Origin of the sequence: Pseudomonas sp. NPDC096925 (assembly GCF_044762545.1) — a bacterium.
Classification (GTDB): Bacteria; Pseudomonadota; Gammaproteobacteria; order Pseudomonadales; family Pseudomonadaceae; genus Aquipseudomonas.
Genome location: NZ_JBIWEM010000001.1, coordinates 73378 through 99634 on the forward strand (window position 1 = coordinate 73378; position 26257 = coordinate 99634).

Here is a 26257-nt window from a genome sequence, read left to right on the forward strand (position 1 = left end):
CACCGGAACGTTGCCACGAGAAACCGCCGATGACCCAGAAAACCCTGCCCCCCTTGAACTGGCTCAGAGCCTTCGAAGTGTCGGCGCGTTACCTGAACTTCACCCATGCAGCCGAGGAACTGCACCTCACCCAGGGGGCCGTGAGCCAGCAGATCCGCCACCTGGAGAGCCAGTTGGGGGTGGCGCTGTTCAAGCGCCTGCCCCGGGGGCTGGGGTTGACTGAAGAGGGCCAGTCCTACCTGCCGGTGGTGCAGGATGCGATAAGCCGCCTGGCGGTAGGCACCAATGAAATTTTCGGGCAACGCCAGCGTCGGCCCCTGAAAGTGCGCGGCAGCCTGTCGTTCCTGCACTTCTGGCTGGCACCCCGACTGGCCGATTTTCGCCGTTCGCACCCGCAGGTGGATATCCGCTACATCAGCAACCTGTGGGTCAAGGAACTGGATGCCGAGGATGACCTGGAAATCCGCTGGGGCAGCGGCCAGTGGGCGGGAGTGGAAGCGCAGCGCCTGACCCGCGACGTGCTGGTGCCGGTCTGCTCGCCTGCGCTGATTGCCGGCTCCCCGCTACGCGAGCCGCGCGACCTAGCCCGCGTCCCGTTGCTGCATGTGCTGGGTTACGAGGAGGGGTGGGGTTATTGGCTGGAGCGGGTTGGCGCCGATCAGGTCGACTCCTCCAGCGGCCTGCAGTTCGACACCCTGGTGGCGACCTTGCGCATGGCGGAACTGGGGCTTGGGGTGGCGCTGGCGCGCTCGTCGCTGGTCGAGGACTTGCTGCAGGAGGGGCGGCTGGTGGCGCCTTTTGCCCAGCGCATCGAGGCGAGCGAGTCGTTTTACCTGGTACGTGGCCTAGGTGAGGCGTTGTCCACGGATGCCCAGGCCTTCAGCCACTGGTTGGTGGCGATGGCCCACCGTTAATCAAATAGTTACCTGGAGCACCGATGCAGTACACATCCACGCGCGGCAACGAGATACGGGTTGATTTTCGCACGGCGCTGCTTTCCGGGCTGGCCGACGATGGCGGGCTATACGTGCCTGCCGCGGTGCCGACCTTCAGCCAGCAAGAGATTGCCAGCTGGTCGTGGTTGCCGTTCGACGAACTGGCCTGGCGGGTGATGGCACCGTTTGTCGGTGACACGCTCGACGAGCCGACCCTGAGGGCGCTGGTCAGCGACAGCTATCGCGGGTTCAAGCACCGTGGCATCGCGCCGTTGCAGCAGATTGGCCACAACGAATGGATCCTGCAGCTGTTTCACGGGCCTACCCGGTCCTCCAAGGATTTCGCCGCGCAGTTGCAGGCGCGGCTCATCCGCCATTTCCTGGGGGCCGATTGCGAACGGGTCATGCTGGTCGGTGCCAGCAACGGCGATACGGCGGTGGCCGCTATCGAAGCCTTGCGGCATTGCCCTACGGCACGCTTGCTGGCGCTGTACCCCAGTGCAGGGACGCCGGCCGACCGGGCGGCGGTGATGCGCAGTGCCGCTTCTGACAGCGTCAGCTGCGTGGCCGTGGATGGCAGCTTCGATGACTGCCAGGCGCTGGTGTCGGCGCTGCTGCGTGCATGGCCATGCCCCGGGCTGATACCCGTGAGCTTCAACTCGACCAACTGGGTCGGCGTGCTGGCGCAGATCGTGTTCTATTTCCACGCGGCGCTTCAGCTGGGTGGGGGCAATCGGCCGGTGGGTTTCAGCATCCCCACGGCCAGTTTTGCCGAGATCTACGCAGGGTTCATTGCCCAGAAAATGGGCCTGCCGATCAACCAGATCATTGTCTCCACCAACCGCAACGATGCCTTGCACCGGTTCATCCACTGCAATCGCTACAGCCGTGGCTCAACCAGCCAGACCTTGTCGCCGGTCATGGACTTCTCGCTGTTCTCCAACCTGGAGCGCTTCGTCTGGGAGCTGTATGACCGCGATGGCGAAGCGACCCGGGCGCTGATGGAGCACTTCGAGGAGTGTGGCGAATTGAGCATCGGCAACCGCCAGTGGTTGCATGCGCGCATGCTGTTCGACTCCTATGCCGTGGATGACGCGCTGATCCGCGAAGAAATCGTCACGCTGTTCCACGAAACCGGCAGCGCAGTAGACCCACACGCCGCCACCGGGGCATTCGCCGGGCGCCTGCACCGGCGCAACATTGGCGCGCCCATCGTCACGCTGGGGCAGTTCGCCCCGGAAAAGTCCGCCGGGTTGCTGGCGGAGCTGGGGGCCTGGCATGGCGAAGTACCGGCCAGTGTCGTGGATGCTGCAGGCGGCGGGCCGCTGCTGGCACCCGACGACCTGGCGGGGGTTCATGAATTACTGGCCCGGTTGCAGGCAGGACGATGAAGCGCATCCTCGACCCCCTGGACGAGCGTATCCTCGCCGAGCTCACCGCCAATGCACGCATTGCCCATGCCGAGCTGGGGCTGAAGGTGAACCTTTCGCGTAATGCGGTACGCCAGCGCATCGAGCGCCTGGAGCGTGACGGGGCGATCCAGGGCTACACCTTGCGCATCGGTGAGGGACGACGACCGACCTCGTTGATCAACGCGGTCATCTTCGTCTACCGCTATGACCGCATGCGCGGAGAAGCTGTGCTCGATGCGTTGCGCCAGATCCCCGAGGTTATCCAGTGTGAAGTGCTCAGCGGCGAATTCGACCTGCTGCTGCGCGTCGAGGCTTCCAGCCCGGAACGGGTGCACCATGTATGGAAGGAGATTGCCGCCATGCCGGGGGTCGAGAACACTGTGACATCGTTCGTCCTGGCCACGGTGATCTGAGCCGCGCACTCGCGTTTGGTAACCCTCGCCACAACAACGCCGCCCGGGCTTGCGCCCTGGCGGCGTTGTGCATTCTGGCGGCGCGCGGGCGTGCATCGGGCACTGGTCAGATTGGCCAGTAAATACAGCGGATTGCCATATTCAACTGGCATTGCCCGGCTCTTAGGCTTGTCCTCATCGACCAATCGCCTGGAAAGGACAGCAAACCATGACCGAATACAAGATCGCACTCGTTGGCTTTGGCGGCGTGAACCGTGCCCTGGCCCAACTGATCGCCGAACGCAATGCGCGCTGGCAGAAAGAGCTGGGCTTTGGCCTGAAGATCGTTGGCGTCACCGACCTGTTCCTGGGTTCGGCAATCGACCGCAACGGCCTGGACGCGGCCACGCTGGCTGCTCTGCCCGCTCAGAAGGGGGCGCTGGCGCAAATCCCTCAGGGTTCGGCAGAGGCGTTCAACGAGTCGGTGATCAAGCAGTCCGGTGCCGACATCATCGCCGAGGCCACCTTCACCAACCCCAAGGACGGTGAACCGGCGGCAACCTTCTGCCGCTGGGCGCTGGAAGCGGGTAAGCATGTGGTCACTACCAACAAGGGGCCGATCGCCTTGCATGCCCAGGCGCTGAAGGCCTTGGCCAAGGCCAATGGCGTGTCGTTCGAATACGAAGGCGCTGTGATGAGCGGTACACCGGTGCTGCGCATGGCGCGCCAGACCTTGGCCGGCGCAGGCCTGGTGGGGTTCGAGGGCATCCTCAACGGCACTTCGAACTATGTGCTGACACGTATGGAGGAGGGGCTTGGTTTTGCCGAAGCGGTGGCCCAGGCGCAAGCACTTGGCTACGCCGAGGCAGACCCGAGCGCCGATGTGGAGGGGTATGACGTGCGCCTGAAAGTGGTGATTCTCGCCAACGAGCTGCTCGGTGCTTGCTTGCAGGTGAACGATGTCACCTGCAGCGGTATCAGCAGCCTCGACAGCGCGGCTATCCAGCAAGCGCAGGCGGCGGGCCAGCGTTGGAAACTGATCGGCAGTGCCAGCCGTGAAACCGATGGCTCGGTGCGTGCCAGCGTCGAAGCGCGCCTGCTGCCCGGCAACCACCCCCTGGCGGGTATTTCCGGTGCCACCAATGCGGTTGCATTCAACACCGAATTGCTGGGCGCTGTGACCGTGTCCGGCCCAGGTGCGGGACGTGCGGAAACGGCATTCGCCCTGCTGTCGGATATCGTCGCCATCCACAACGCTGGCCGCTCGGCCTGAGGAGCAACCTTCATGAGCCTGACTTCCGTGTCCCGGGTAGCCGCCCAGCAACCCGCCTTGATCGATGTGTACAGCCCCTTCGACGGTAGCCTGGTCGGCAGCGTCGCCAACCTTGCTGCCGATGCCGTGCCTGGTCTGCTCGTCCGTGCCCGCCAGGGCGTGCGCGAAAGTGCCGCGCTGCCCCGGCACCGTCGCGCCAGCATTCTGGAGCAGGCCGCCCGGCTGATCGAACGTGACGCCGCGGATTTTGCCGGCCTGATTGTCGACGAAGCGGGCAAGACCCTGCGTCAGGCCGAGAAGGAGGTGAAACGCTGCATCAACACGCTCAAGCTGTCTGCCGAGGAAGCGCGGCGCAACGCCGGCGAGGTGGTGCCTTTCGATGCCTATGAAGGCTCCGAGTCGCGCCAGGGCTGGTTCACCCGCGAGCCGTTGGGGCTGATCCTGGCCATTACCCCGTACAACGACCCGCTCAACCTGGTGGCGCACAAGCTGGGGCCAGCGATTGCTGGAGGCAATGCGGTCATTCTGAAGCCTTCGGAGCTGGCCCCGCTTTCTGCCTTGAAGCTGGTGCAGTACCTGGTTGATGCAGGGCTGCCGGAGGCTGTCGTCACCGTGGCCACTGGCGGTGCCGAACTGGGCAAGGCCCTGGTGGCCGTGCGTGAAGTGCGGATGATTTCCTTCACGGGCGGCTTCGCCACGGGTGAACAGATTGCCCGCGGGGCGGGCCTGAAAAAACTTGCCATGGACCTGGGCGGTAACGCCCCGGTGCTGGTACTGAAGGACTGCGACCTCGAGGCCACTGTCGAGTCTTGTGTGTCAGGCGCATTCTGGGCGGCCGGGCAGAACTGCATCGGCACCCAGCGCATCCTGGTGGACGCTTCGATCTATGAGGCGTTCCGCCAGCGCTTCGTTGCCTTGACCCAGGCGATGGTGGTGGGTGATCCTGGCCTGCGCGAAACCGACATGGGGCCGATGATCACCGAAGGCTCGGCACGGCAGATTGAAGAGCGCGTGAGCCAGGCCCTTCAGGGCGGCGCTCGCCTGCTCTGCGGCCACAAGCGGCAAGGGGCTACCTATGTGCCGACGGTGCTGGAAGGCGTTGACCATGGCAGCCGGCTGTGGCGTGAAGAGGTATTCGCACCGGTGGTGATGCTGGCGCCTTTCGAGGATATCGAGCAGGCGATTGCGTTGGCCAACGCCCCGGAGTACAGCTTGCACGCCGGTGTGTTTACCCGCGATCTGTCCTTGGCATTGAGCCTGGCGCGGCGTATCGAGGCGGGTGGCGTGATGATCAACGACTCGTCCGACTACCGCTTCGATGCCATGCCATTCGGTGGCTCCAAATATGGGAGCCTTGGGCGCGAGGGGGTGCGGTTCGCCTACGAGGACATGACCCAGCCCAAAGTCGTCTGCCTCAACCAGATGGGCTAAAAGGAGGAATCTTGATGATCGAACGGTATGGACAAGGCGAACGGATGTCGCTGGCGGTGAGCTACGGGGGCCTGTTCGAAACGGCTGGCGTGGTCGCGGACGACCTGCAGCAGGATGTGCAGGGGCAGTTGCGCCAGGCGTTGAGTACGATCGATGGGCTGATGGCTGAGGCCAACGTCAGCAAGGAACATTTGACCCGGGTTCAGTTATGGATTGCCGACTACAGCCACTTCGACCTGGTCAATGAGGTGTACGACGCCTGGTTGCAGGGTTGTCCGAAACCAGTACGGGCTTGCGTAGGCGCAGACTTGGGAGAGGGTTACCTGGTCGAGGTACAGGTGTTTGCCGTGTGCCCTGAGCGCTCCTGACCGTGAGTGACCGATGCCCCGGGTCAGCGCACGACTCGGGGTACCGCCCTGATATAGACCAGTTCACTTACCAGCTCCACCAATGTCTGTGTAATCACAGCTGCCGCCGCCAATCCGCGCATGTCTTGCGGCAACGCCAGCGCCAGCGGCAGCACTACCAGTGAGTTGCGCGTGGCGGCGCTGAAGGTTACCGAGCGTGCTTCGGTGGCCGGCAAGCGCAGCAGCCTCGCCGATAATATGCCCAGCGCAGGCGCCAGCAGCATGAAGCCGATGTACACCGGAATCACCGGCAGCAAGCGGTCGAAATCACGCAGCACCACGGCAATCTGCGAGGCGATCACTACCACCAGCACCAAGGCCATGGCCGGTACCGGCATCCACGCCCAGGCGTCGTTCCAGGCCGAGACCGTGCGCGAGCGACGGGCGCCGGCGCTGGTGAGCACGGCGAGGACCATCGGCAGCACGATCAACAGCACGAAGGCTTCCACGAACGGGGTGACGGAGATGGCCACGTTGCTGCTGTCACCCAGCATCAGGGCCAGGTAAAGCGGCAGCAGCGCCAGTTGCACCAACAGCAGCACGGGGGTGGCGGCCAGGGTCAGGCGGGCGTCGCCTTTGCCGATGTGGGTGAACACCACCACATAGTCGATGCACGGCGTCAGCAGCACCAGCAGCGCGCCGATGAGGATCGCCGGGTGTTCGAGCAGCCCGCGGGTGATGCCCCAGACCAGCAGTGGTACGAGGATGAAGTTGGCCAGCAGCAGGGCGGCGATGAAGCGGCGGTTGCCCAGGCCTTGGCGCAGGTCGAGGAAGGGGATTTGCAGAAACATCGCGTACATCAGCACGGCGATGGCGGGGGTGACCAGAGCTTCCAGGTGGCGTGCAGTGTCGCTGGCCAGCAGGCCGAAGGCCACGGCGGCGAGCACGACGGCGAAGTAGATCGGGATCTGCTGGGTTTCGAGTTGCTCTCTGGTCAAGGTCCGGCCTGTGCTTGAAGGGAGGAACGCAATCATAACCTGTGGGAGCGGGCGTGCCCGCGAACACCGGCGCAGCCGGTGCCATCCACCGTGTTGTCTTCTTCGCGGGCACGCCCGCTCCCACAGGATTCGCCACCTGAAAACGAAAAAGCCCGGCACGAGGCCGGGCTTTTTCCTGTCAGGCAATTGCCAATCAGTTGCCGTAAACCGGCAGCTTCTTGCAGATAGCCTTGACCTTCTCACGTACGGCGTCGATCACCGCTTCGTTGTTCAGGTCAGCCAGGATGTCGCAGATCCAGCCAGCCAGCTCGCGGCACTCGGCTTCCTTGAAACCACGGGTGGTAACGGCTGGGGTGCCGAAACGCAGGCCCGAGGTGACGAACGGAGAACGTGGGTCGTTCGGTACCGAGTTCTTGTTGACGGTGATGAAGGCTTTGCCCAGGGCGGCGTCAGCGTCCTTACCGGAGATTTCCTGCTTGATCAGCGACAGCAGGAACAGGTGGTTCTGGGTGCCACCGGAAACCACGTCGAAACCACGCTCGATGAACACGCTGGCCATGGCCTGGGCGTTCTTCACCACTTGCTGCTGGTAAGCCTTGAACTCAGGCTGCAGGGCTTCCTTGAAGCAGATGGCCTTGGCAGCGATGACGTGCTCCAGCGGGCCACCTTGGGCGCCCGGGAAGACGGCGGAGTTCAGCTTCTTCTCGATCTCTTCGTTCTTGCGAGCGAGGATCAGGCCACCGCGCGGGCCGCGCAGGGTCTTGTGGGTGGTGGTGGTGACCACGTCGGCGAACGGAACCGGGTTCGGGTACACGCCAGCGGCAACCAGGCCGGCAACGTGGGCCATGTCGACGAACAGGTAGGCACCGACCTTGTCGGCGATGGCACGGAAGCGGGCGAAGTCCAGCACCTGCGAGTAGGCCGAGAAACCGGCAACGATCATCTTCGGCTTGTGCTCGACAGCCAGGCGCTCGACTTCGTCGTAGTCGATCAGGCCGTTGCTGTCGATGCCGTACTGGATGGCGTTGTACAGCTTGCCCGAAGAGCTGACGGAAGCACCGTGGGTCAGGTGGCCACCGTGGGCCAGGCTCATGCCCAGGATGGTGTCACCGGCCGACAGCAGGGCCAGGTAGACGGCAGCGTTGGCCTGGGAGCCGGCGTGCGGCTGGACGTTGGCGTAGTCGGCGCCGAACAGCTCCTTGGCACGGTCGATGGCCAGTTGCTCGACGACGTCGACGTACTCGCAACCACCGTAGTAGCGCTTGCCCGGGTAGCCTTCGGCGTACTTGTTGGTCAGGACCGAGCCCTGGGCCTCCATGACTGCCGGGCTGGTGTAGTTTTCCGAAGCGATCAGCTCGATATGCTCTTCCTGGCGCAGAGCTTCTTGCTGCATGGCTTCGAAGAGCTCGGCGTCGTACTTGGCAATGGTCAAATCACGGCTGAACATGGCGGTCCTCAAGGATCGGGGTGAATTGGGGGGGCATTCTAACCGATTGATTGGCGGCTGGCATATGAAGTGGCATCAAGTCGCGGACCAATGGGCCTCATGTTGTATCCCGCGCCGTGTCTGGGCTGGGCGGGGATCGGAGTTGACTCGCAGGTCCGTTTTTATATCCGGCACTCAGCCGTAGCACCTTACCTGTGGGAGCACCGCTGGCAAGCGGTCAATGGAACATGAACAGGGTCTCGTTGGCGAACTGCGCCTCGAACTGATTCGCCGGCATTGGCCGCCCGAACAGGTAGCCCTGCACTTCGTCGCAACCATGCTCGCGCAGGAACTCCAGCTGCTCGTGGGTCTCCACCCCTTCGGCGATCACCGCCAGGTTGAGGCTGTGGGCCATGGCGATGATCGCCCGGGCAATCTGTGCATCCTGCTCGCCTTCAGGCAGGCCGTCGACGAAGGTGCGGTCGATCTTCAGCACGTCGATGGGGAACTGCTTGAGGTAGTTCAGCGATGAGTAACCGGTGCCGAAGTCGTCCACCGCGATGCTCAGGCCGAGATTTTTCAGGCTGGCGAGAATCTGCATGGCTTCATCCACTTCGCGCATCAGGATGCTTTCGGTCAGCTCCAGCTCCAGGCACGCCGGTGGCAGGCCGGTTTCTTCCAGGATGGTGGCGATGCGCGTGCCCAACTGGCCGTCGGAGAACTGCCGCGCCGAGATGTTCACCGACACCTTGGGCACGCGCACCTTGGCCTTGTGCCAGGCCTTGAGCTGGCGGCTGGCCTCGCGCAGCACCCAGTCGCCCACGTCCACCACCAGGCCCAGCTCTTCGATCACCGGGATGAAGTCGCCCGGCGGCACCAGGCCGCGGGTCGGGTGGCGCCAGCGCAGCAGGGCTTCGGCACCGGTCAGGCGCTTGCCGTCGCCGCTGAACTGCGGCTGGTAGTAGAGGATGAACTCGTTCTGCTCCATGGCATGGCGCAGGTCGCTTTCCAGCTCAAGGCGTTCCAGGGCACTGGCGTTCATCTCCGCCTGGTAGAACTGGAAGTTGTTCTTGCCGCGTTCCTTGGCATGGTACATGGCGGTGTCGGCGTTTTTCATCAGCTGGCTCAGCTCGCTGCCATCCTGCGGGCTGAGGGCGATGCCGATACTGGCGGTGACGAAGAACTCGCGGTTTTCCAGCACGAACGGCCGCACCAGGCTGCCAAGAATGTTTTCGGCCACATGGATGGCGCGGTTGAGTGCCATCTCGCGAGTGGCGCGCGGTTGCAGCAGCAGGGTGAACTCGTCGCCGCCCATGCGCGCCACGGTGTCGTCGTTATCCACACAGGCCAGCAGGCGCTGGGCCATGTCCTTGAGCATGCGGTCGCCGGCGGCGTGGCCGAGGGAGTCGTTGATCGGCTTGAAGCGGTCCAGGTCGAGGAACATCAGCACCACCCAGGCCTTTTGTCGCTCGGCCTGCTGCAAGGCGTTGTACAGGCGGTCCTGGAACAACGTACGGTTGGGCAGGTGGGTGAGGGCGTCGTAGTAGGCCAGGCGGTGGATGCGCTGTTCGCTGGCCTTGCGCTCGCTGATGTCGGTGAAGAAGCACACGTAGCTGGCCAGGTCGCCTTCGTCGTCCAGCACCGCGGTGATGCCGACCCAGGCCGGGTAGTGGTCGCCGTCGCGGCGCTTGAGCCACACCTCGCCCTCCCAGCTGCCGCGCTGGTGCAGCTGCTTGACCACATAGCGCAGGTGGCCCTCCTGCTGTTCGTCGACGGTGAGCAGGCCCGGCAACTGGTCGAGTACCTCGCTGACGGCGTAACCACTGACGCGGCTGAACGCTTCGTTGGCCTGGACGATATAGCCGGCCGGGTCGGTGATGAGGATCGCCGAGGTGGAGTGCTCGAATACCGTCGCGGCCATGCGCAGGTCTTTTTCGGCACGCCGTTGCTGGCTGATGTCGCGGCCCACCCCGAGCACGCCTTCGAAGCGCTCCTCATCGTCCCACACCAGTACCAGGCGCAGTTCGATGGGGATCTTGCGGCCATCGGCGCGCAGGCAGTCGAACAGGAACAACTGGGTCGGCAGCTGGCTGCGCAGCTGGGCCAGTTGGGCCGGGTCGCTCATGGCCTTGCTGACGCGCTCCATCAGGCTGTAGATGCCGGTGAGCTGGGCCGGGTTGGCGATGATCGACTGCCAGCCGTTGGCGAAGATCCAGTCGGCCTGGTAGCCCAGCACGCCCTGCACCGAGGGGCTGACGTAGTTGAGCTTGAGCAGGCTGTCGGTGGAGAAGATCACATCGCTGATGCTTTCGGCGAGCATGCGGTAGCGCTGCTCGCTGTCGCGCAGCGACTGGCTGGCCTCGATCTGCACCGTCACGTCCTTGCCCACGCCGATGATGCGCGTCACCAGGCCATCGGCGTCACGGGTCAGCACTTGTTCGCGGATGTCGTAGCAGCGCCAGCCGCCATCACGGTGGCGGAAGCGCAGCTGGCAGTGCAGCGGTTGGTCATGGCCGCTGTCGCGCTGTTGCTGGCGCAGTGCCTGGTAGTGCGCCGCGTCCTCGGGGTGCAGCAGCAGTTCCCAGAAGCGGTCGCCCATTTGCGCCAGCTCGGTACGGTCGTAGCCCAGGGTCTGGCCAAGGTGGCGGTTGCTGAAGATCATCCGCTGGTTGAGCACGTCCTGTACGTACAGCTGGTCGGGCACGGTGCGCACCACGTTCGACCAGAAGCTTTCGCGCTCCAGCAGCGACAGTTCCACCTGCTTGCGGCTGGTGATGTCGCTGATGCTGAGGATGACCGCCTGGTAATCACGGCGCTGCTGCGGCAGGCGGGCCATCAGCCACAGGTGCAGCTCGCCACCCAGCGGCGCCGGCAGGCGCACTTCCAGTTCCAGCAGCGGGCGTTGCTCGATCAGCGCGTCGATCAACTGCATGCCGACGCTGTCGCGGCCATCGCCAGTGCCGTCGATCAGGCGCTGCCAGGCACCTTCGTGGCAGTCGATGTTCAACAACTGGCGGGCCACCTGGTTGATTTCGGTGATCTTCAGCTCCAGCAGCAGCGAGCGGCGCAGGGTCGGGTCCAGGGCCAGGCTGTGCTTGAGCGCGGCAGGGTTGCGCAGGTGGTAGCGGTCGAGTTTGCCGGGCAGGCTGGACAGGTCGAGCACGCACAAGGCCACGCCGGTGCCTTCGAAGATTTCCTGGTAGCGCCGGCGGTCTTCCTGTAGCGCCCGTTGGCGGCGGCGCATGTTGATCAGGGCCAGCACCGGCAGCAGGGCGCAGAACAGCACCAGCAGGCATTTGCCGAGCAGCGCCGGCAGCAGTTTCTGCTGGGCCCGCTTGGCGTCGAACAGGCCGCGCAGCTGCCAGGTACTGTTGTCGATGAAGGCCAGCATCACGCTTTGCAGCGGTTCGTTGCTGGTATCGGCCGGCGCATGGCTTTGCAGTACCTCGCCGTTGCGGCTGTTTTCCAGCAGCCACAGCGGGTGGCCGGCATCATTCAGGTGAAGGGTGAGGGTGCGGTAGTAGTCCGGCGACAGGCGTAGCAGCCAGTACCCGCGGTCCTCTTCGGTGGCCTGACGTAGCAACAGGTAGAGGGTGCGGTTGTCGGCCGAATTGGTGAAGAAGTACGGGCGACCCTGGTTCAACCTGAATAGCTCGTCAAGCAACTGGCGGTCGGGGCTACCGTCCAGGCTGTCGGCCTGCACCTGCCCGGCAGCGTCCAGCCAGGCCATGCTCTGCAGGGCCGGCAGGCGCTTGCGCAGAGTGCCCAGCAGGCTGGGCAGGGCCTTGGGTGGCGGTGCCTTGAGGTAGGGTTGCATCACATTCATGGCCTGCTGGGCCTTGAACGCCATGTTCAGGCTCAGGTGGTCGGCCTGTTCGGCGGCGGCGTCCAGGCTCTGTTTGCGCAGGTCGGCCTGGGTATGGTTGAACTGGGCGAACAATTGCCACAGCAGCAGGCCCAGCAGGATCAGGGCCAGCAGCGCCAGCGCACCCTTGATCGACCCGCGCAGCGAAGCGACGGGCGCCTGTGGCGCGGAACGCAATGACGACGGATGTGTAAGATTGGTCAAGCGTTGATCCTGCGATTGGGCTGGCGATGGCAGGGATGGATCATGCACGGTATGCGCCGGTGTCTGGTTGCCAGACCGCGGTGGTGCACTATAAGGCCGGACACCTGAAACGGGCTAGCATGCCTAGGATTATGGCAAAGTGCCAGTCCGCTGGACCGGTGGTGCCTGCCCGGTGGTTCGGCAAGCCCCTGCAACCTGTGCGAGAATAGCGCCTGCTTCAAATGACAACGCATCGGAGATGTTCGGTTTTGGTTACTCACTTTTCCACCAATGGCCTCGATTCCGCCTGTGGGCGCAGCAGTCAGACCCTTGTCAGCACTGCCGTGACCGAGGACGTATCCTGCAAGTCTTGCCAGCGTTCGCTGAGCAAACCCGAGGCGGCAGCTGTCGCCAAGAGCAAGAGCCCATCGCTGGCTGAACTGCGCAAGACCGCCAAGGCGGCGGCAGAGCCGGCAGTTGCCGTGGCCGAGGTCAAGCCGGCGGCCAAGGTCGTCAGCAGTGTGCCTGCGGCCGCCAAACCGGCCAAAGCTGTCGAGCAGCAGCCTGCTCGTAGCGGTGGCTTCAGCGTGAAGTCCGCCTGGGCCGCGCGCCTGGCCGAGCAGGGCGACCGCTGCCGCTTGCCGCGGGGTACGGCCAAGCAGCGTCACGTCTGAGCCATCTTTGGCTGCTGTGCCGGCCCTTTCGCGGCTGAAGCCGCTCCCACAGGGATTATCACTGCCTACGAGCGCTGTGCAGTACCTGTGGGAGCGGCTTCAGCCGCGAAGAGGCCGGTCCAGGCAATAGATTCCCCCCGATCCCATCCCCACCATCCGCCCCTCCTATGCAACGCCGCGCGTTGGCGTAGAATGGTCGACTTTGTTCAATGACACCCCGTAAATACATCACCCTGGCCAGCGCGCCGGGGCGATCGTCGATGTCTTTACCTATCTGATTAGAGGGCTTGGTTTTGGCTCAATACGTCTACACCATGCATCGGCTGAGCAAGGTCGTGCCGCCGAAGCGGGAAATTCTCAAGAACATTTCCCTGTCGTTCTTCCCGGGCGCCAAGATCGGCGTGCTCGGCCTGAACGGCGCCGGTAAATCGACCCTGCTGCGGATCATGGCGGGCGTCGACAAGGAATTCGACGGCGAAGCCCGTCCGATGCCCGACATCAACGTTGGCTACCTGCCGCAGGAACCGCAACTGGACCCGAACAAGTCGGTGCGCGAAGTGGTCGAGGAAGCGGTCAGCGTGATCAAGGACGCCCAGGCGCGCCTGGACGAGGTCTACGCGGCCTACGCCGAACCGGATGCCGACTTCGACAAGCTGGCCGCCGAGCAGGCCAAGCTGGAAGCCATCCTGCAGGCCGCCGACGGCCATAACCTGGAGCGCCAGCTGGACGTGGCCGCCGACGCCCTGCGCCTGCCGGCCTGGGACGCGCGCATCGAGCACCTGTCCGGTGGCGAGAAGCGCCGCGTGGCCCTGTGCCGCCTGCTGCTGTCGGCCCCCGACATGCTGCTGCTGGACGAACCGACCAACCACCTGGATGCCGACTCGGTAGCCTGGCTGGAGCGCTTCCTGCACGACTTCCCGGGCACCGTGGTAGCGATTACCCACGACCGTTACTTCCTCGACAACGTCGCCGGTTGGATCCTGGAACTGGACCGCGGCGCCGGCATCCCGTACGAAGGCAACTACTCGGGCTGGCTGGAAGCCAAGTCCGAGCGCCTGGCGCAGGAATCCAAGCAGCAGAGCGCCCACGAGAAGGCCATGAAAGAGGAACTGGAGTGGGTGCGCAAAGGCGCCAAGGCCCGCCAGTCCAAGTCCAAGGCCCGTCTGCAGCGCTTTGAAGAAATGCAGTCGCAGGAATTCCAGAAGCGCAGCGAAACCAACGAAATCTACATCCCGGCCGGTCCGCGCCTGGGCGACAAGGTCATCGAGTTCAAGAACGTCACCAAGGGCTACGGCGACCGCGTGCTGATCGACAACCTGTCGTTCTCCATGCCGAAAGGCGCCATCGTCGGTGTGATCGGTGGTAACGGTGCCGGTAAGTCGACCCTGTTCCGCATGCTGATGGGCAAGGAGCAGCCGGACTCGGGCAGCATCGAGATCGGTGAAACCGTGCAGCTGGCCTGCGTCGACCAGAGCCGCGAGGACCTGGACGGTGGCAAGACCGTGTTCCAGCAGGTGTCCGACGGTTCCGACGTGATCCGCATCGGCAACTACGAGATCCCGTCGCGTACCTACGTGGGCCGCTTCAACTTCAAGGGTGGCGACCAGCAGAAGTTCGTCAAGGACCTGTCCGGTGGTGAGCGTGGCCGCCTGCACCTGGCCCTGACCCTGAAGGAGGGCGGTAACGTCCTGCTGCTCGACGAACCGTCCAACGACCTCGACGTCGAAACCCTGCGTTCGCTGGAAGAAGCCCTGCTGGACTTCCCGGGCGCGGCAATCGTGATCTCCCACGACCGTTGGTTCCTGGACCGTGTGGCTACCCACATCCTGGCGTACGAAGACGACTCGAACGTGGTGTTCTTCGAGGGTAACTACACCGAGTACGAAGCCGACCGCAAGAAGCGCCTGGGCGATGCTGCTGCCCAGCCGCACCGTGTACGGCACAAGAAGCTGGCCCAGTAAGCCGGTGTTCTGATGCACAAGAATGGGGCCCTATGCGGCCCCATTTTTGTGCCTGCTGGAAAGCGGCGTTGGCTTCTTCGCGGGTAAACCCGCTCCCACAGGGATACCTATAGCTCTCGGGCTTGCGCAGCTCCTCTGTGGGAGCGGGTTTACCCGCGAAGAAGCCAACACTGATTGCAAATTTGTATACAGTTATAGAAAACGCACCAAATAATTTCAAAAAAACGACATTGCGCCCTGTTCTAGTGCGATTGCTTCTTGGTACATTCCTGAAAAAAACCAATAAGTCCAATCCTCTTGGTGAGATGTCTACCATGATCGAATCTGTCGACAATTTCCTCGCGCGCCTGAAGCAACGCGACCCGGGCCAACCTGAATTCCACCAGGCGGTGGAAGAAGTGCTGCGCAGCCTGTGGCCGTTCCTCGAGGCCAACCCGCATTACCTGCAGGCCGGCATTCTGGAGCGCATGGTCGAGCCCGAGCGTGCCGTGCTGTTCCGTGTGTCCTGGGTCGATGACCAGGGCAAGGTGCAGGTCAACCGCGGCTACCGCATCCAGATGAGCAGCGCCATCGGCCCTTACAAGGGTGGCCTGCGCTTCCACCCGTCGGTCAACCTGGGCGTGCTCAAGTTCCTGGCCTTCGAGCAGGTGTTCAAGAACTCCCTCACCTCGCTGCCCATGGGCGGCGGCAAAGGCGGCTCGGACTTCGACCCCAAAGGCAAGAGCGACGCCGAAGTCATGCGCTTCTGCCAGGCGTTCATGAGCGAGCTGTACCGCCACATCGGCGCTGACCTGGACGTCCCTGCCGGCGACATCGGCGTGGGTGCCCGCGAAATCGGCTTCATGTTTGGCCAGTACAAGCGCCTGGCCAACCAGTTCACCTCGGTGCTGACCGGCAAGGGTATGACATACGGCGGCAGCCTGATCCGCCCGGAGGCCACCGGCTACGGCTGCGTGTACTTCGCCGAAGAAATGCTCAAGCGCCAGGACAAGCGTATCGATGGCTGCCGCGTGGCGATTTCCGGCTCGGGTAACGTGGCCCAGTATGCCGCGCGCAAGGTCATGGACCTGGGTGGCAAGGTGATTTCGCTGTCCGACTCCGAAGGCACCCTGTACGCCGAAGCCGGCCTGACCGATGCCCAGTGGGATGCGGTGATGGCGCTGAAGAACGTCAAGCGTGGCCGCATCAGCGAACTGGCCGCGCAGTTCGGCCTGGAGTTCCGCAAGGGCCAGACCCCGTGGAGCCTGCCGTGCGACATCGCCCTGCCGTGTGCCACGCAGAACGAGCTAGGCGCCGAAGACGCCCGCACCTTGCTGCGTAATGGCTGCATCTGCGTGGCCGAGGGCGCCAACATGCCGACCACCCTGGAGGCTGTGGACATCTTCCTGGAAGCCGGCATCCTGTATGCCCCGGGCAAGGCCTCCAACGCCGGCGGCGTGGCCGTGTCGGGCCTGGAGATGTCGCAGAACGCCATGCGCCTGCTGTGGACTGCCGGTGAGGTGGACAGCAAGCTGCACCACATCATGCAGTCGATTCACCATGCTTGCGTGCATTACGGTGAAGAGGCGGATGGCAGCATCAACTACGTCAAAGGTGCGAACATCGCGGGCTTCGTGAAAGTGGCTGATGCGATGCTGGCTCAAGGCGTCGTTTGATCTGAGGCCGTTGGGGCCGCTTTGCGGCCCTTTCGCGACACAAGGCCGCTCCCACAGGGAAATGCGTACTCCTGTGGGAGCGGCCTTGTGTCGCGATGGGCTGCAAAGCAGCCCCCAGGTCCCTCAATCTTCACCAAAAACCTCAACCACTTCGATGACCTGCTCCCCCACCGGCCGCCGCCAGACCACCTCATCCCCAGGCCCCGCCCCGAGCAAAGCCCGCCCCAGCGGCGACCCCCAATTGATCAACCCCCGCCCGGCATCTGCCTCATCCTCGCCCACCAGCCGCACCACATGTTCCTGGTCCTGCGCATCGACAAACCGCACCCGGCTGCCAATCTGCACCTTGCTGCGCGACGTCGCTGCCGGCACCACCTGGGCGCTCTGCACCCGCGCGCTGAAGTAACGCAGGTCCCGTTCGGTATCCGCCAGCCGTTGCTTGTCGCCACGTTCGCCCTGTGCCTGCAGTTCGCCGCGCAGGGCATTCAGCTCGGCCACGCGTGCCTGCAGCTGGCGCAGGCCACTGGCGGTGACGTAGTTGGGTTGTTCGCTGACCCGTCGCTCAACCGGCTGGTCAGCCTGGGCGGCGGCCTGGTCTTCGTTGACGAATGCTCGGCTCATGCGTGGCCTCCTTGTGCAGGAGACCATCATCGCAGGCCGCCAGTTTCAAGAGATGTCCGTTTACGACTCAGTTGTGACGATAGGCGCGTGCGGCGTCGCGGTCCTTTTCCTGCTCCCAGTCGCGCTCGCGCTGGTCCCAGAAGCGTTCGTGGTACTGGCGCTGTTCTTCGCTGTCCTGCATGGCGTGGCACTGGCGAAAGCCGTCGTCCCAGCCGCTTTCGTACTGACGCTCGTGCAGGTAGCGCGGCACGTCCTTGCGAAAGCCGCCAACCATCAGCCCGGCTGCCTGGCGGCCGCTGCTGCAGCCGTCCTGGAAGCCATCGGCGTAGGCAGGGGGATAACCTTGGTTGACCATTTGCTCGTGGGTGGTTTCGCAACCCGACAGCAACAACGCCATGCACACGCCGAACCAGTACCGCGACATAACCACAAAACCCTCCGGTTGATACTGGAAAGTCTAGGTGGCGATTTGTCGGGGAGCCGTCAAAACAGTGTCAAAGAGTTGGTTGGTTCACATTGCTCTGCTGACCTCACTGGCCCATTCGCGGGCGCGCCCGCTCCCACAGGATCACCAAAGGATTCGAGGCCTGTGCAGTACCTGTGGGAGCGGGCATGCCCGCGAAAGGCCGCAAAGCGGCCTCAGTAGTGGTACCACTTCAACTCAAGCATCACCTCGTTCTGCGCCGTAGCCAGCTGGCTGAACTCCCGCGAAGCACTCAGCCGCACCCCCAGGTTCTGGCTGATCTCCCACTGCTGGTTCAAGCTCACACTGCGCCGCACTTCGCCATTGGTGAAATAATCGCCCTTGGCCTCCAGTGTCATGTTGCCCAGCCCGTTGCGCCACAGCAGCCCGCCATTGAAGCCTGCCGCCGGGGCAATGAACTGGGCAAAATCATTGTGGTGCTCGACCCGCACCGTGCCCAGGGCAAAGCCCAGCAACCCGTCGGCCAGTTGCCAGGTGCCGCCGGCCCCGCCGTTCACATGGCTCACCAGCACCTCGTCATCATGCTTGCCCGGCACCCGCTCCAGCCCGCCGGCCACCTGCCACGACCAGGGCTTGAGCAGTTCGTTGCGCGGCGTCAGCGAGCGGATGGTGGCCAGGTCCAGGCGTTGTACCTGCCAGTCGTTACCCTCGTACTGGCGCAGCTTCAGCTGCAGGATCTCGATCTGCGCCCCCAGCGGGAAGCCATAGGCGTTGTCATTCAGGTCGTGATAGGCCATGCGCAGGCCGTACTCGGCGTAGGCGCGGTCTTCGCGGGTGCCCACGCCCAGCTGCCAGGTGCGCGAGTCGTGGCCGTCCTCGGGCAGGCCCGGGCGCTCGATCTGCAGGGGCGGCGGTGGGTTGCTGTTGATCGCTCGCAGCAGTTCGAAGCTGCGCTTGGCCTGCCCAGGGTCGCGCGCCTGGCCATTGGCGCGGTAACGCTCCAGGCGGTACGCGGCATCCTGCACCAGCGCCTGGCGCTCGCGGGGGAGGGCCTTGAATTCAGGGCTCTGCAGTTGTGCGGTGTCGGCGCTTACCGCCAGCACCTGGCGCTTTTCGCCGTGATCGAGTGGCTCGGCCCGGGCCAGCAGCTCACGTTCGCGCGAGGGGCGGTACGTCTCGCTGGCGACCATGCCGGACTGTTTCACGGCCTTCACCGTGTCGGTCGGGATGGCGGTCAGCGGGAACTGCGAGGTCAGGTCCAGGCTCGGCCGGGCCACCTGCAGCAGCTCCAGCAGGCGATACGAGCAGTTTTCGTCGAAGAAGAAGTAGTCGAACTGGATCTGCTTCAACTCCCACACATGCTCGACCATGCGCCCGGTTTCTTCCGGGGTCAGGTCCAGCTGGTACTCCCACAGGTCGCGGTTTTCCAGGCTGCGGTATTCGGACAGTTTTTCCTGGTAGGGCATCAGCGCGAACAGGCCCGGGTAGCCACCCATCAGGCCCTTCCAGGCGTACAGGATGCTGTTGTCGCTGCCTTCGATATAGGCGCCGAAGTTGATCGCGTAGCTCAGCAACGTGGTGTCGTCGCTGCGGGTATTGGACTGGTCGATGCGCAGCAGGGTGTGGCCGAACATCGATGACGGGCTGTTCAGGTAGGCCGCCGGGAAGATCAGCGCCGCACTGTGCGGGTCGATCGACTGGTACCAGGTGGCGAACTCCTGGCAGTCCGGTTGCGGCAAATCGCGCAGGTCGAGCTGTTCGCGCAGCCAGCGGGTGCGCGCCGGGAACACGCACTGGGCGTGCTTGTCGCCGAGGTTGGCCGGGGCGTACAGCGCTTCGACCGTGGCTTGCAGCTCCTGGTCGGGGTGGTGCGCGCCGTCCTTGGCGAGGAAGAACGCATCATCGTCCACATAGCTGCGCCAGCCGCCCAGCTTGGCGGTTTCGTAATGGCCCAGGGCAATCCAGTAAGGGGTGTTGGCCAGTTGCTGGACACGGCCTTGGTCCAGCGCGGGCGCGGCATGAACAGGGGCGCAGGCACACAGCGCCAGGGATATGAAGCGTTTGAGCATATCGGGCAACTACTTCTTGACGATGCCGAAAAAAAGGCGAAACCCGCCCCGGAGCCGGGGCGGGAGCAACCGCACTTAGGCCTCGGTAGCGTATTTGGCCAGGCGTGGGTCGTTCTTCAGAACGGCCAGGGTGTTGCTGTGGACCGTTTCGGCAGTGACGTCGGCACTGCTGAAGATCTGGTTGAAGTGCTGGTGGGTGACCGATGCGAAGTAGCCGCGGTCTTCCGGGGCCACGCCGAGAACCACGGCATAGGTGGTCAGTGCTTCGCCCTGGCCCATGGCCATGTCTTCGGACAGTTCATTCATCATGCCGTTCATGGCGAACCAGGACTTGCCGCCATAGGTCAGCGACGCCTTGGTCGAGCAGCCGTTGGTGCCCGAAGTCATGCCGAAGGTGGCGTTACCGGAGGTGCCGTTGGTGGTGGAAGCCAGGAAGTGTGCCGGCGTGCCGCGCTGGCCTTCGAACAGCATGTTGCCCCAGCCGCAGTTCGGGCCGCCTGGCGCTTCGGCCATTGCATTGAGTGAGGCCACGGTGAACAGAGTACCCAGAAGAATCCGTTTCATAGCATTTGTTCTCTATTTGACTTAACCAAGGGTCAGGGTTTCTGGCAACTCGGTTGCCAGGTCGGGAAAGCGTTTCACCCACCCGCGCAGCTTGGAGTTTAGGCACGATCTAAGAGTTGCGTTGTTGATTGCGAAAAATTTGCTGTTACATGTCCCGCTCAGGCTGCGACATAAAGTCTTGTGGAGCCTTGCAAGGCGCGCGCGGGCAGCGCCAGAATGCTGCGTATCTGCCCCGCCGAAGTAAGGAAACCCAATGCCCGATCCTGTCGCTGCGCGCCTGCGTCTCGCGCCTGAAGCCCTGACCCGGCGTTTCTCCCCCGAGCAGTTTGCTTTTACCCATACCGACGATCTGGAGCCGTTTCGCGGAGTCCTGGGCCAGGAGCGTGCTGTCGAGGCCCTGCAGTTTGGCGTGGCCATGCCGCGCCCCGGTTACAACGTGTACGTGATGGGCGAGCCTGGCACCGGCCGCTTCTCGTTCGTCAAGCGCTACCTCAAGGCCGAGGGCAAGCGCCAGCAGACCCCGGCCGACTGGCTCTACGTCAACCACTTCGATGACACCCGCGAGCCCCGCGCGCTGGAATTGCCGTCTGGCAGCGCCGGGGCGTTCATCGCCGACATGAACGGGCTGATCGACAACCTGTTGTCGACCTTCCCGGCGGTGTTCGAGCATCCGTCGTACCAGCAGAAAAAGGGCGCTATCGACCGCGCCTTCAACCAGCGTTACGACCGCGCCCTGGATGTGATCGAGCGCGCCTCGCTGGAAAAGGACGTGGCCCTGTACCGCGACGCCAGCAACGTTGCCTTCACCCCGATGGCCGACGGCAAGGCGCTGGATGAAGCCGAATTCGCCCAGTTGCCGGAAGAGGTGCGCGAGCAGTTCCACGAGGATATCGCCCTGCTCGAGGAGCGCCTGAACGAAGAGCTGGCCAGCCTGCCGCAATGGAAACGCGAGTCGAACAACCAGCTGCGCCAACTCAACGAAGAAACCATCACCCTGGCCCTGCAGCCTTTGCTGGCGCCACTGTCGGAAAAGTACGCCGAGAACGCTGCGGTCTGTGCCTACCTGCAGTCGGTGCAGCTGAACCTGCTGCGTACCGTGGTCGAGCAACTGGTCGACGACAGCAAGACCGACGCCGCCGCGCGCAAGCTGCTGGAAGAGCAGTACGCCCCAAGCCTTGTGGTCGGCCACCACGCCGACGGCGGTGCGCCGGTGGTGTTCGAGCCGCACCCGACCTACGACAACCTGTTTGGCCGTATCGAATACAGCACCGACCAGGGCGCGCTGTACACCTCGTACCGCCAGCTGCGCCCGGGTGCGCTGCACCGGGCCAACGGCGGCTTCCTGATTCTGGAAGCCGAGAAGATGCTGGGCGAGCCGTTCGTATGGGACGCGCTCAAGCGTGCGCTGCAGTCGCGCAAGTTGAAGATGGAATCGCCACTGGGCGAGCTGGGCCGGGTGGCCACCGTCAGCCTGACGCCGCAGATGATCCCGCTGAACATCAAGCTGGTCATCATCGGTTCGCGCCAGCTGTACTACGCGCTGCAGGACCACGACCCGGACTTCCAGGAGATGTTCCGGGTACTGGTGGACTTCGACGAAGACATGCCCATGGTCGACGAGAACCTGGAGCAGTTTGCCCAGCTGTTGCGCACCCGTACCAACGAAGAGGGCATGGCGCCACTGACCAGTGACGCGGTGGCGCGCCTGGCCACCTACAGCGCCCGTCTGGCAGAAAACCAGTCGCGTCTGTCGGCCCGTATCGGCGACCTGTTCCAACTGGTCAGCGAAGCCGATTTCATCCGCCAGCTGGCCAGTGACGAAATGACCGACGCCGGGCACATCGAGCGTGCGCTCAAGGCCAAGGCCACCCGCACCGGGCGTGTTTCGCAGCGGGTGCTGGACGACATGCTCGCCGGCATCATCCTGATCGACACCGAAGGCGCGGCCATCGGCAAGTGCAACGGCCTGACCGTGCTGGAAGTGGGGGATTCGGCGTTCGGCATGCCGGCGCGTATCTCCGCCACCGTGTACCCGGGCGGCAGCGGTATCGTCGACATCGAGCGTGAGGTCAACCTCGGCCAGCCGATCCACTCCAAGGGCGTGATGATCCTCACCGGTTACCTGGGCAGCCGCTATGCCCAGGAGTTCCCGCTGGCGATCTCGGCGAGCATCGCTCTGGAGCAATCCTACGGCTATGTGGACGGTGACAGCGCCTCGCTGGGCGAGGCCTGCACGCTGATCTCGGCCTTGTCGCGCACGCCGCTCAAGCAGTGCTTCGCCATTACCGGCTCGATCAACCAGTTTGGTGAAGTGCAGGCAGTGGGCGGGGTCAACGAGAAGATCGAGGGCTTCTTCCGTCTGTGCGAGGCGCGTGGCCTGACCGGTGAGCAGGGGGTGATCATCCCGCGTGCCAACGTTGCCACGCTGATGCTCGACGAGCGCGTGCTGCAGGCGGTGGAGAACGGCATGTTCCACGTGTATGCGGTCAGCCAGGCCGACGAGGCGTTGAGCCTGCTGGTGGGCGAGGAGGCCGGGGTGCTGGATGACAAGGGCCAGTTCACTGAAGGCAGCGTCAACGCTCGGGTGGTGGAGCGCCTGCGTGAGATCGCCGAGATGATCAGTGAGGAAGAAGTCGAGAAGGCGGAGAAGGAACGCCTGGAAGAGGTGATTGCCCAGGCCAAGCCGGCCTGAGTCAAGAAACCGGCGCTGGCGGCGATGTGCTACCGTTCAGCGCCGGTTTTCCATCTTTCGGTACTGTTCTTCTATGCTGGAACTTAAGGACGGTATTAGCGTTCAGGATGGAAACAGCCTGAGGTCCAGGCTGAACAAGGCTTATTGGAGGGGGCGCGGCCATGCGCAATCTCAGCCTCACACGCCAGTGCCTGGGCCTGGTGACCCGCATCGAATGCAGCATCCGTCCGCTGGCCGGGGACAACGGCATGTGGACGCTGCTGTTCGCCGCCGGCATGGCCGGTGAACAACCCTCCGCCATCAAGGCCCAAGGGCCGTTCCATGGGCCGCTGGTGGCCGAATCGGTGCTCAATGCCATTGTCGACAGCCTGACCTTGCATGGGTATCAGGTGGCCGAGGATCCGCAGATCTGGTGTTTGCATCTGCAGGCGCAGTTGCGGCGGATCAATGGCGAGCGGTGCCGGAACCTGGGGGATTACCAGTTTCATCCTGAGACTTGATTGAGGCCGGGGGCCGCTTTGCGGCCCATCGCGACACAAGGCCGCTCCCACAGGCACAGCATCGCCCTTGAGGACTGCGCTGTACTGGTGGGAGCGGCCTAGTGTCGCGATGGGCTGCATGGCAGCCCCCGGGCTTTTGCTGTAACAGGTGGCTGGCTATACTCGCCGTCGCTTTTTTAGTCACCTGATGAGTCCCAATCCTCCATGGAACGTATCCTCGAAAACGCGATGTATGCCTCTCGCTGGCTGCTCGCCCCCATCTACTTCGGCCTGTCCCTCGGCCTGCTGGCCCTGGCGCTCAAGTTCTTCCAGGAAGTGGTCCACGTCCTGCCCAACGTCTTCGCCCTGAGCGAAGCCGACCTGATCCTGGTGATCCTGTCGCTGATCGACATGTCGCTGGTGGGTGGCCTGCTGGTGATGGTGATGATCTCGGGCTACGAGAACTTCGTCTCGCAACTGGACATCGACGAAAGCAAGGAAAAGCTCAACTGGCTGGGCAAGATGGATTCTTCGTCGCTGAAGATGAAGGTTGCCGCGTCGATCGTGGCCATTTCGTCCATCCACCTGCTGCGGGTGTTCATGGACGCGCAGAACATCTCCACCGATTACCTGATGTGGTACGTGATCATCCACATGACCTTCGTGGTCTCGGCATTCTGCATGGGTTACCTGGACAAGCTGACCAAGCACTGAGCCTGACTGGCCTCTTCGCAATCCCTGTGGGAGCGGGCAAGCCCGCGAAGAGGCCAGCACGTTCCAACTGACGAGCGGCGTCAGTCATGCCTTGTGCATTCTCCCTTTCTGTAGAAAAAATGAGCTCTCATGCGTGGTTCCCATCGCGAGGTGCTCTCATGAACCTGCATCAGCTCAATACCGAGGCCAGGGCTGGCCATGTCGACGAACTGAACCTGATCGCCATCGAAGGCGGTGACTACCTGCTCGAGGCCCGGATCAAAGGCCACCCCCACCCCCTGTCAGACACCCGTGGTGAACGCTTGCGCGTGCATTCGGTGGAGGATGCGCGCAAGTTGCTGCAAACCATCCCCATGGTTTCGATGAACCTGGTGCACTGGTCGGTGCAGGACGAAATGTGCGGTATGGGCACGCACCCGGAAGAAGACTTGAAGGTGCCGATTTCCCAGCGCTCGGCCTGGTAGCTGCTCGCAGCGCCCCAGTGTGCTAGGCTGCTCGCCCTTTTCATCAAGGGCGCGGCTTCACTGCGCCCTGCAGTGGAGCACGACAATGTCCGAACTCAACCTGTCCACCGACGAAACTCGCGTCAGCTACGGCATCGGCCGTCAGCTGGGCGGCCAGCTGCGCGACAACCCGCCACCAGGCGTCAGCCTGGAAGCCATCCTGGCCGGCCTGACCGACGCCTTCAACGGCGCCGACAGCCGCGTCAGCGAAGCCGACCTGTCGGCCAGCTTCAAGGTCATCCGCGACGTGATGCAAGCCGAAGCGGCTGCCAAGGCTGAAGCAGCAGCTGCTGCTGGCAAGGCATTCCTGGTCGAGAACGCCAAGCGTGACGGCATCACCACCCTGGCCTCGGGCCTGCAGTTCGAAGTGCTGACCGCCGGCGAAGGCGCCAAGCCGACCCGCGAAGACAACGTGCGCACGCACTACCACGGCACCCTGATCGATGGCACGGTGTTCGACAGCTCCTACGACCGTGGTCAGCCTGCTGAATTCCCGGTGGGTGGTGTGATCGCTGGCTGGACCGAAGCCCTGCAGCTGATGAACGCTGGCAGCAAGTGGCGCCTGTACGTGCCGAGCGAGCTGGCCTACGGCGCCCAAGGCGTTGGCAGCATCCCGCCGCACAGCGTGCTGGTATTCGACGTCGAGCTGCTCGACGTTCTGTAATACCCTCGGGGCCGCTTTGCGGCCCATTCGCGGGTGAACCCGCCCCCACAGGGACCTCACAATGCTTCAGAGCTGTGGGGCCCCTGTGGGAGCGGGTTCACCCGCGCAGAGGCCGGCCCTGCCAGCCTCAGTTCCAGTCCGTTCCCCCGGGGCGCAAGGCCCGCGCATAGCAGAACAGAAACAGATTGCGCACCAGCTCCTTGAGCACCCCCGGCTCACTCGAATTCAGCCCGCTCATGTCCAGGTCGCCCTGGTCACGCAGCTCGTCGAGCGCGTCTTCTTCAAGCACCGCGCACACTTCGCCGGTTTCCCGATGAAGAATGCGCAGATAGGGGTGAGGGCGGTCCAGCCAGGCGTCGATCAGATAAGTCATGGCTATTCTCCTTGGATAGCGGTTCCAATGAGAATAATTCTTATTATCTAAATAGCAAGCGCCAATTGGCGGTATTCGCGTTATCAGACTTTACGCACGAACTCGGACTTCAGCTTCATGGCGCCGATGCCGTCGATCTTGCAGTCGATGTCGTGGTCGCCATCGCACAGGCGGATGTTCTTGACCTTGGTGCCGACCTTGACCACCAGGGAGGAGCCTTTGACCTTGAGGTCCTTGATCACGGTGACAGTGTCGCCGTCCTGCAGGATGTTGCCGACCGAGTCCTTCTTCACCACCTCGTCGCTGGCCGCTTCGGCGTCGCCGCTGGCCGACCACTCGTGGGCGCATTCAGGGCAGATCAGCTGAGTGCCATCCTCATAGGTGTATTCAGAGTTGCATTTCGGGCAGGGTGGCAGAGTGCTCACTTCGGTTCCTCAAACAAACAGACGGTTGAAAGCCCACATTGTAAGAGGTATTTCTGATGAAGTGATTATGTCCGGACAAATGCTTCGCGGGTAAACCCGCTCCCCCAGGTACAACATAGGCCCGGAGGCCTGTGATATCCCTGTGGGAGCGGGTTTACCCGCGAATGAAGGCGACTC

The 26257-nt window shown here is 63.6% G+C and carries 23 protein-coding genes; 14 read left to right on the forward strand and 9 right to left on the reverse strand.

The window, feature by feature from the left end:
* The first annotated feature begins 29 nt into the window (after positions 1-29).
* The 6 genes from ACIQYU_RS00395 (at position 30) to ACIQYU_RS00420 (ending at position 5811) form a co-directional block, all read left to right on the forward strand.
* The gene (locus tag ACIQYU_RS00395) at positions 30-914 is read left to right on the forward strand and encodes a LysR substrate-binding domain-containing protein (protein ID WP_063911173.1); all 885 of its coding nucleotides are present in this window, start codon (positions 30-32) and stop codon (positions 912-914) included.
* Positions 915-937: 23 nt separating this feature from the next.
* Positions 938-2326 (forward strand): threonine synthase, encoded by a 1389-nt coding sequence (locus ACIQYU_RS00400; protein WP_402797733.1) that lies wholly within the window; start codon positions 938-940, stop codon positions 2324-2326.
* Positions 2323-2760 (forward strand): Lrp/AsnC family transcriptional regulator, encoded by a 438-nt coding sequence (locus ACIQYU_RS00405; protein ID WP_015268886.1) that lies wholly within the window; start codon positions 2323-2325, stop codon positions 2758-2760. Before ACIQYU_RS00400 ends, ACIQYU_RS00405 begins: the two co-directional genes overlap by 4 nt.
* Positions 2761-2968: 208 nt before the next feature.
* Positions 2969-4012 carry a homoserine dehydrogenase gene (locus ACIQYU_RS00410; protein ID WP_402797738.1) on the forward strand — a complete coding sequence of 348 codons (1044 nt, stop codon included), beginning with the start codon at positions 2969-2971 and terminating at the stop codon, positions 4010-4012.
* Between the two features lie 12 nt (positions 4013-4024).
* Positions 4025-5443 carry an aldehyde dehydrogenase family protein gene (locus ACIQYU_RS00415; RefSeq protein ID WP_233688093.1) on the forward strand — a complete coding sequence of 473 codons (1419 nt, stop codon included), beginning with the start codon at positions 4025-4027 and terminating at the stop codon, positions 5441-5443.
* 44 nt (positions 5444-5487) lie between these two features.
* The gene (locus ACIQYU_RS00420; RefSeq protein ID WP_402798514.1) at positions 5488-5811 is read left to right on the forward strand and encodes a RidA family protein; all 324 of its coding nucleotides are present in this window, start codon (positions 5488-5490) and stop codon (positions 5809-5811) included.
* Positions 5812-5834: 23 nt separating this feature from the next.
* On the opposite strand, the gene ACIQYU_RS00425 is transcribed toward ACIQYU_RS00420, so the two are convergent.
* The 3 genes from ACIQYU_RS00425 to ACIQYU_RS00435 all read right to left on the reverse strand — a co-directional run bounded on the left by ACIQYU_RS00425 (position 5835) and on the right by ACIQYU_RS00435 (position 12283).
* Positions 5835-6788, reverse strand: a complete 954-nt coding sequence (locus ACIQYU_RS00425) for an arsenic resistance protein (protein WP_233688092.1) — start codon at positions 6786-6788, stop codon at positions 5835-5837.
* 193 nt (positions 6789-6981) lie between these two features.
* On the reverse strand, positions 6982-8235 hold the full coding sequence (gene glyA, locus ACIQYU_RS00430; protein WP_003256308.1) for a serine hydroxymethyltransferase: 1254 nt from the start codon (positions 8233-8235) through the stop codon (positions 6982-6984).
* A 217-nt stretch (positions 8236-8452) separates the two neighbouring features.
* Complete coding sequence (locus tag ACIQYU_RS00435; protein WP_402797743.1) at positions 8453-12283, reverse strand: EAL domain-containing protein; 3831 nt, start codon at positions 12281-12283, stop codon at positions 8453-8455.
* A gap of 248 nt (positions 12284-12531) precedes the next feature.
* Between ACIQYU_RS00435 and ACIQYU_RS00440 the strand changes: the two genes are divergently transcribed.
* The 3 genes from ACIQYU_RS00440 (at position 12532) to gdhA (ending at position 16552) form a co-directional block, all read left to right on the forward strand.
* A complete protein-coding gene (locus ACIQYU_RS00440; RefSeq protein ID WP_207835664.1) occupies positions 12532-12936 on the forward strand; it encodes a hypothetical protein in 405 nt (134 codons plus the stop codon).
* A 293-nt stretch (positions 12937-13229) separates the two neighbouring features.
* A complete protein-coding gene (ettA, locus tag ACIQYU_RS00445; protein WP_087502930.1) occupies positions 13230-14897 on the forward strand; it encodes an energy-dependent translational throttle protein EttA in 1668 nt (555 codons plus the stop codon).
* 314 nt (positions 14898-15211) lie between these two features.
* Positions 15212-16552 carry an NADP-specific glutamate dehydrogenase gene (gdhA, locus tag ACIQYU_RS00450; RefSeq protein WP_207835667.1) on the forward strand — a complete coding sequence of 447 codons (1341 nt, stop codon included), beginning with the start codon at positions 15212-15214 and terminating at the stop codon, positions 16550-16552.
* Positions 16553-16675: 123 nt separating this feature from the next.
* Here the strand turns inward: gdhA and ACIQYU_RS00455 are convergent, their stop codons facing one another.
* The 4 genes from ACIQYU_RS00455 to ACIQYU_RS00470 all read right to left on the reverse strand — a co-directional run bounded on the left by ACIQYU_RS00455 (position 16676) and on the right by ACIQYU_RS00470 (position 20230).
* The gene (locus ACIQYU_RS00455) at positions 16676-17173 is read right to left on the reverse strand and encodes a GreA/GreB family elongation factor (protein WP_241106244.1); all 498 of its coding nucleotides are present in this window, start codon (positions 17171-17173) and stop codon (positions 16676-16678) included.
* 67 nt (positions 17174-17240) lie between these two features.
* The gene (locus ACIQYU_RS00460; protein ID WP_207832339.1) at positions 17241-17597 is read right to left on the reverse strand and encodes a hypothetical protein; all 357 of its coding nucleotides are present in this window, start codon (positions 17595-17597) and stop codon (positions 17241-17243) included.
* 215 nt (positions 17598-17812) lie between these two features.
* A complete protein-coding gene (locus ACIQYU_RS00465) occupies positions 17813-19666 on the reverse strand; it encodes a DUF4105 domain-containing protein (protein ID WP_207832341.1) in 1854 nt (617 codons plus the stop codon).
* 75 nt (positions 19667-19741) lie between these two features.
* Positions 19742-20230, reverse strand: a complete 489-nt coding sequence (locus ACIQYU_RS00470) for a DUF3015 domain-containing protein (RefSeq protein WP_063911184.1) — start codon at positions 20228-20230, stop codon at positions 19742-19744.
* A 253-nt stretch (positions 20231-20483) separates the two neighbouring features.
* Between ACIQYU_RS00470 and ACIQYU_RS00475 the strand changes: the two genes are divergently transcribed.
* From ACIQYU_RS00475 to ACIQYU_RS00495, 5 genes are all read left to right on the forward strand, one after another.
* Positions 20484-22922 (forward strand): Lon protease family protein, encoded by a 2439-nt coding sequence (locus tag ACIQYU_RS00475; protein ID WP_063911185.1) that lies wholly within the window; start codon positions 20484-20486, stop codon positions 22920-22922.
* 161 nt (positions 22923-23083) lie between these two features.
* Entirely contained in the window at positions 23084-23422 is a 339-nt protein-coding gene (locus ACIQYU_RS00480; RefSeq protein ID WP_003247487.1) for a hypothetical protein, read from the forward strand.
* A 204-nt stretch (positions 23423-23626) separates the two neighbouring features.
* Positions 23627-24115, forward strand: a complete 489-nt coding sequence (locus ACIQYU_RS00485) for a TIGR00645 family protein (RefSeq protein ID WP_003247486.1) — start codon at positions 23627-23629, stop codon at positions 24113-24115.
* A 158-nt stretch (positions 24116-24273) separates the two neighbouring features.
* The gene (locus tag ACIQYU_RS00490) at positions 24274-24579 is read left to right on the forward strand and encodes a DUF6482 family protein (RefSeq protein ID WP_013970818.1); all 306 of its coding nucleotides are present in this window, start codon (positions 24274-24276) and stop codon (positions 24577-24579) included.
* Between the two features lie 85 nt (positions 24580-24664).
* On the forward strand, positions 24665-25282 hold the full coding sequence (locus tag ACIQYU_RS00495; RefSeq protein ID WP_025337633.1) for an FKBP-type peptidyl-prolyl cis-trans isomerase: 618 nt from the start codon (positions 24665-24667) through the stop codon (positions 25280-25282).
* Positions 25283-25409: 127 nt separating this feature from the next.
* Here ACIQYU_RS00495 and ACIQYU_RS00500 read toward each other — a convergent pair whose 3' ends face one another.
* Together ACIQYU_RS00500 and ACIQYU_RS00505 are read right to left on the reverse strand one after the other, a co-directional pair.
* The gene (locus ACIQYU_RS00500; protein ID WP_207832342.1) at positions 25410-25655 is read right to left on the reverse strand and encodes a hypothetical protein; all 246 of its coding nucleotides are present in this window, start codon (positions 25653-25655) and stop codon (positions 25410-25412) included.
* A gap of 83 nt (positions 25656-25738) precedes the next feature.
* Positions 25739-26080: a zinc ribbon domain-containing protein YjdM gene (locus ACIQYU_RS00505; protein WP_009686103.1), complete on the reverse strand. Its 342-nt coding sequence runs from the start codon at positions 26078-26080 to the stop codon at positions 25739-25741.
* Positions 26081-26257: the final 177 nt, after the last annotated feature.